This is a genomic window from Desulfobacteraceae bacterium, assembly GCA_022340425.1.
In the GTDB taxonomy this organism is placed as follows: Bacteria; Desulfobacterota; Desulfobacteria; order Desulfobacterales; family JAABRJ01; genus JAABRJ01.
In genome coordinates, this window is record JAJDNY010000002.1 from 1 (window position 1) to 5341 (window position 5341).

General features: G+C 64.0%; 7 protein-coding genes. 6 read left to right on the plus strand and 1 reads right to left on the minus strand.

Annotated elements, in window-relative coordinates:
- Positions 1-114: 114 nt before the first annotated feature.
- From LJE63_00135 to ilvN, 5 genes are all read left to right on the plus strand, one after another.
- A complete protein-coding gene (locus LJE63_00135; GenBank protein ID MCG6904998.1) occupies positions 115-1134 on the plus strand; it encodes a zinc-dependent alcohol dehydrogenase family protein in 1020 nt (339 codons plus the stop codon).
- 44 nt (positions 1135-1178) lie between these two features.
- Entirely contained in the window at positions 1179-1694 is a 516-nt protein-coding gene (locus LJE63_00140) for a lipocalin family protein (protein MCG6904999.1), read from the plus strand.
- A gap of 4 nt (positions 1695-1698) precedes the next feature.
- Positions 1699-2832, plus strand: a complete 1134-nt coding sequence (locus tag LJE63_00145) for a DUF3524 domain-containing protein (protein MCG6905000.1) — start codon at positions 1699-1701, stop codon at positions 2830-2832.
- Between the two features lie 277 nt (positions 2833-3109).
- Positions 3110-3430 carry a hypothetical protein gene (locus LJE63_00150; GenBank protein MCG6905001.1) on the plus strand — a complete coding sequence of 107 codons (321 nt, stop codon included), beginning with the start codon at positions 3110-3112 and terminating at the stop codon, positions 3428-3430.
- A gap of 39 nt (positions 3431-3469) precedes the next feature.
- The gene (ilvN, locus tag LJE63_00155) at positions 3470-3958 is read left to right on the plus strand and encodes an acetolactate synthase small subunit (GenBank protein ID MCG6905002.1); all 489 of its coding nucleotides are present in this window, start codon (positions 3470-3472) and stop codon (positions 3956-3958) included.
- A gap of 131 nt (positions 3959-4089) precedes the next feature.
- Here the strand turns inward: ilvN and LJE63_00160 are convergent, their stop codons facing one another.
- The gene (locus tag LJE63_00160) at positions 4090-4563 is read right to left on the minus strand and encodes a hypothetical protein (GenBank protein MCG6905003.1); all 474 of its coding nucleotides are present in this window, start codon (positions 4561-4563) and stop codon (positions 4090-4092) included.
- A gap of 579 nt (positions 4564-5142) precedes the next feature.
- Here LJE63_00160 and LJE63_00165 point away from each other — a divergent pair.
- A partial coding sequence (locus tag LJE63_00165) for an alkaline phosphatase (GenBank protein MCG6905004.1) occupies positions 5143-5341 on the plus strand: 199 nt, incomplete at its 3' end.

The following is a 5341-nucleotide window of genomic DNA, read 5'->3' on the forward strand; positions in this document are numbered from 1 at the left end:
CGGTTGGAGGCGAATGCCTGGCGGCAGGGCATCAAGCTCAAAGGCGCGAGTGCCGCTATCCGTCGGTCCAACCGGGGCATTTTTCTGGGGCGGAAGGAAAACGACATGGATGCGATGGTGATCGACACAATAGGGCCGGTGACGACGGGCAGCCGGCCGCTGGCGGCGGTGGAAATGCCGGTGCCCGTGCCCGGGGTCGGCGAGATTCTGATCCGGGTGGCGGCCTGCGGGGTCTGCCACACCGAGCTGGATGAAATCGAGGGGCGCACCCCGCCGCCGCGGCTGCCGGTGGTCCCCGGCCACCAGGTGGTCGGCCGGGTGGCGGCGCTGGGGCCCGGGGCCGGACGTTTCAGGGAAGGCGAGCGGGTCGGGGTGGCCTGGATTTTCTCTGCTTGCGGGACCTGCGGGCACTGCCGCGCCGGCAACGAGAATCTCTGCGCCCGGTTTCGTGCCACCGGCCGCGACGCCGACGGCGGCTATGCCGGCTACATGAAGGTGCCCGAGGCCTTCGCTTTCAAGATTCCGGCGGTTTTCGCGGATGCCGAGGCCGCGCCGTTGCTGTGCGCCGGCGGGGTGGGGTTCCGCTCCCTGCGCCTGACCGGCCTGAAGGACGGCCAGCGCCTGGGGCTGACCGGCTTCGGCGCTTCGGCCCATTTGGTGTTGAAACTCGTGCGCCATCACTACCCGGCGGCCGAGGTCTTCGTCTTTGCCCGCAGCCCCCGGGAGCGGGAGTTCGCCCGGGAGCTGGGGGCGGTCTGGGCCGGTGACACGCTCGAGACGTCGCCGGAGCCGCTGGATGCGATCATCGACACCACCCCGGCGTGGAAACCGGTGGTCGCGGCGCTGGGCCAGCTCAAGCCCGGCGGCCGTCTGGTGATCAACGCGATCCGCAAGGAGGCGCAGGACCGCGAAGAGCTCCTGGGCCTGGACTACGCCACCCATCTGTGGATGGAAAAGCGGATCCAAAGCGTCGCCAACGTGGCCCGCGGCGATGTCGCCCAGTTTCTGCAGCTGGCGGCCGCGGTGCCCTTGAGGCCCGAGGTCCAGACCTACCCGCTGGCCGCCGCCAACCAGGCATTGGTGGAGCTTAAGACCCGCAAGATCCGGGGGGCCAAGGTGCTTCTCATGGCGTGACCGCCCCTGCGGCCGGCCATCCCCAGGACCTGGAAAGATCTGACATGCGAAAAAATGTGGTGCTCGTTTTTCTACTGCTGGCGGGCTGCATTGCCCCTCCTGCCGGCATCACCCCCGTGGGCGATTTTCAGATCGACCGCTATCTGGGCAAGTGGTATGAGATCGCGCGGCTGGACCATCCCTTCGAGCGCGGTTTGACACGCGTCAGCGCGACCTACAGCCTGCGCGCCGACGGCGGGGTCGCCGTGGTCAATCAGGGCTACTTGCCGGAGGAGCGGCGCTGGAAGAAGGCGGTCGGCAAGGCTTATTTCGCGCAAACACCGGATCTGGGGCACCTCAAGGTTTCGTTTTTTGGTCCCTTTTACGGCGCCTACGTCGTGTGTGCCCTGGATCACGAGAATTACCGCTACGCGCTGGTCTGCGGACCTAACAGGTCCTACCTGTGGCTGCTGGCCAGGACCCCCCGGCTGGAGCCCGCCACCCAGGCCGCGCTCATCGCCCAGGCGGCGGCCCTGGGGTTTGACACCGACCGGCTGATCTTTGTCGACCACGGGCTTTAACCCCTTGCAAACCCGTCCCGTGGACAAAGAACTGAAATTTCTGTTTCTGGAATCTTTTTTTGGCGGCTCCCACCGGGCGTTTGCAACCGGGCTGGTGGCCCATTCGCAGCACCGCATCGATCTCCTGACGCTGCCCGCGCGCTTCTGGCGCTGGCGCATCCGGGGGGCGGCGCTGTACTTTGCCCGCGCGGTTGCCGACCTTGAAAGCTACGACGGGGTGATCATCGGCGGGATGCTCAGCTTGGCGGATTTCAAGGCCCTGGCCGGGGGCGCATGCCCGCCGACCCTGGCCTATTTACACGAAAACCAGCTCACCTATCCCCTGGGCCCCGGTGGGCATATCGACCATCAGCTCGGCCATACCGACATCACCACGGCCCTGGCGGCCGAGCGGCTGCTCTTCAACTCCCGCACCCACCGGGCGGCCTTTCTGGGCAGTCTGCCGGGGTATTTGGCGCGAATGCCGGAATACCGACCGCACTGGATTTTGGCCGAGCTCGCGGCCAAGGCCGATGTGCTCTATCCCGGCTGTGATTTCCCGGCCGAGGTGGAGCCCCTGGCGGCACCGGACCCCAATGGGCCGCCGCTGGTGGTCTGGAATCACCGCTGGGATTATGACAAAAATCCTGGGCCCCTCTTCGCGGCCCTGGACAGCGCATTGGAAAAGGGTGCCGAGTTCCGGCTGGCGCTTCTGGGTGAAAGCCCCCAGCCGCCGCCCGGCGCCTTTGTGCGCGCCAGGGGGCGCTACGGGGAGCGCATCGTGCATTTCGGGTATGCCGCATCCCGGGCGGAATATTTCGGTTGGTTGAAGCAGGGGGCGATCGTGGTCAGCACCGCACGCCAGGAAAACTTCGGCCTGGCGGTGGTCGAGGCCGTCCGCTGCGGGTGCCTCCCGCTCCTGCCGGCGCGGCTTTCCTACCCCGAGATTATCCCCGACGATCTGCATGACGCCGTTTTTTACCGCAGCGACGCGGAGTTGAACGCCATGCTCCTGCGGTGCCTCACGGACTACCCGCGGCAGCAGGGGCTGCGCAGCCGTCTGGCGGCCGCCATGGGCCGCTTTGCCTGGCCGCAGCTGATCGGCCGCTACGACGCGGAACTCGAACGGCTGGCCGCCCGGCGTCGTGGACGGCGCTGAAGCCTGACGGGCGCGGCCGATAAAGAGTTAGTGCCGCATTCCGGCTTGGGGCCAAGCGGCACCGGTGCCGGTTTGATCCGTCCATTTCCGGTTCGGTCCCAAAAAAACTTTGACCACTGCCCCCGAATTCTTTTAAGATTGATCCGGACCAGCGTTTTTTGACCTTCGCGCGGCCGGTCTTCTGGTGGCGTGCGGTATCTGCCGTCGGCTGAAAACGGCCCCGGCCGGCTGCCCGAGACCTTTGAGACCCCTTGTAAACGCTGCCGGAGGAGAAACCATGAAGCCCGTAATCGTCCGCGTCGCCAAAAAGCATCGCCCCCTCAAGCCGGAAACCGTCATGGCGGCCCTCCAAAAGGGGTTTCCGGATTTTGAAATTCTGCCCTTGGACCCCAAGGCCGGCAGCTTTCGCGTCAAGCAGTCCCCCTTTGCCGGCGCCCGGGTGGGACTGGCGGGCCACCAGATCGAAATCAAGGGGGAACTGCCGGGAACCTTGGCACGGGTGCTCAACTTCGCTTCCGTGGGCACCATCGCGGCGGCCACCATGCCCCGCCTGGTGCCGCCGCTTAAGCGCTTCCTGCGGGAACGGTTCGCCTCCTGAGGGCGGCCCGCCCCAAGCGGCGCTGCGAGACCGATAGCCATGACCCTGGAACACCACACGATCACCATGCTGGTGGAAAACGAACCCGGTGTCACCGCGCGGGTGACCGGCCTTTTCGCCGGCCGGGGCTTCAATATCGACACCATCTGCGGCGCCCCCACCGCCAACCCCCAGTTGTCGCGAATCACCATCACGGTCCCGGCCTCGCCCGAACAGCTGGAATTCATCCTCAAACAGCTGCGTCGGCTGATAAACGTCATCAAGGTGCGCGTCATGACCGGCGAGGACGCCGTGCGGCGCGAGATGGCCCTGATCTGCGTGCGCGCCGAACCGCAGAACCGCCCGGAAATCCGCAGCATCGTCGAGTCCTTCCGGGGCCGGATCGTGGATACCGGCACCACCCACTACATCGTCGAGGTGGCCGGCCGGCAGGCCAAGATCGAGGCTTTCATGCGGCTGCTGGCGCCGATGGGGATCAAGAAGGTCACCCGCTCCGGGATTCTCGCGCTTTACCGTGAACCGGGGTGATGCCCGGCGAACCGAATGGCTCGCCGGGGATGCCACTTTCCCAAAAAAACGACGATTTTGAAATACCCGCGTATTCCAAAATCGTCGCAAGCAAACATTCGGCGGCCAAAGGCCCCGAACCGCAGCTTGGCTTACTCGAAAGCCGCGCTCAGGTCATTCATGGCCTCATCCATACCGGCTTTCAGGTCCTCCCAGGCGGCCCCGCTCGCCGCTCCGAGCTCCGCCATCTTGGCGGCGGCTGCCTCCTGCTTTTCGCGCAGGGAGGCGATCTCTTTATCCATGGCCTCCTTGGCTTCCCCGGTCAATCCGGCCGCCTCGGCCTCCATTTCCTTCAGCGACGCCTCGAAGGCATCCATCTGGGCGGACATTTCGGCCATGTAGGCATCCATCTGCTCCTGGGTATATGCGGCTGCGGTTTCAGCCGCCTTCTCGGCTTCCTTGGCAGCCTCCTGGGTCGCCTCCTTGGCTTCTTCGGTGGCCGCCTTGACGTCTTCCTTGGTTACCGGCGCGGCGGCTTTTTCTTCTTCCTTTTTGGCGCCGCAGGCCGCCAGAAAAAACGCGGCCAGCACACACACCAGCACAACAGTCCAACGGTTTTGGTTCATCGCATCCTCCTTTGTTGGGGTTAAACGGTTCTCTCCATTTCAAACGAATTAAAGTCTTATCCCGCCATCAGGAACTGATCGCACTGAAACCGGCCGCAGCCGCCACACCGGCGCGTGCCTGGCGCCATGAAAACGCGGTGGCTGTTTCGGTGGGAAAGAATGTTTTGATCCTGTTTGCGGTCAGTTTTGATGGGCGGGCTTTTTAATTTTTCCGAGTATGTCAAAAAGGCGTTGGTCTGTCAATTGGTCCTTTGCCGCAGCTCTAATCCGCCTGCAAAAGGCGCTTTAACAATCGAACCGGGCAAGCGCCTTGCTTTTTTTACGGCCGCCCCGAATCCCCGATCGCGCCCCCATGGGGACGCCGTTTAACCGAAGACTAGGACAGCTCTCATCCCGCGCTAACATCACATCGCTACCCTTGGGGCGTCCGATGGCAAACAAGCCGGTTGGGATGCTGAAGGGGGGTGGTGCGAAGAGTCTTTGAAAATGTCTGGAAGCTTTTGGTTGCGGTACCACTTGGGAACTTCAATTTGTTCAAGGAGGGGATGAGTGATGAATTTTAGAAAGTATCTGGGATCCATGCTGTTGGCCGTCACGCTGATGTTCTGGGCGGCCACGGCTTGCGCGAATCAACCGAAATACGTCTTTTTCTTCCTCGGCGACGGCATGGCCAGTTCGCAGATCCAGGCCACCGAGGCCTACCTGACGACCATCAACGGCGGATCGGCGATGGCGGCGGCGGATCTCTTAAATCCGAAAAACCGTCTCAACATGAGCA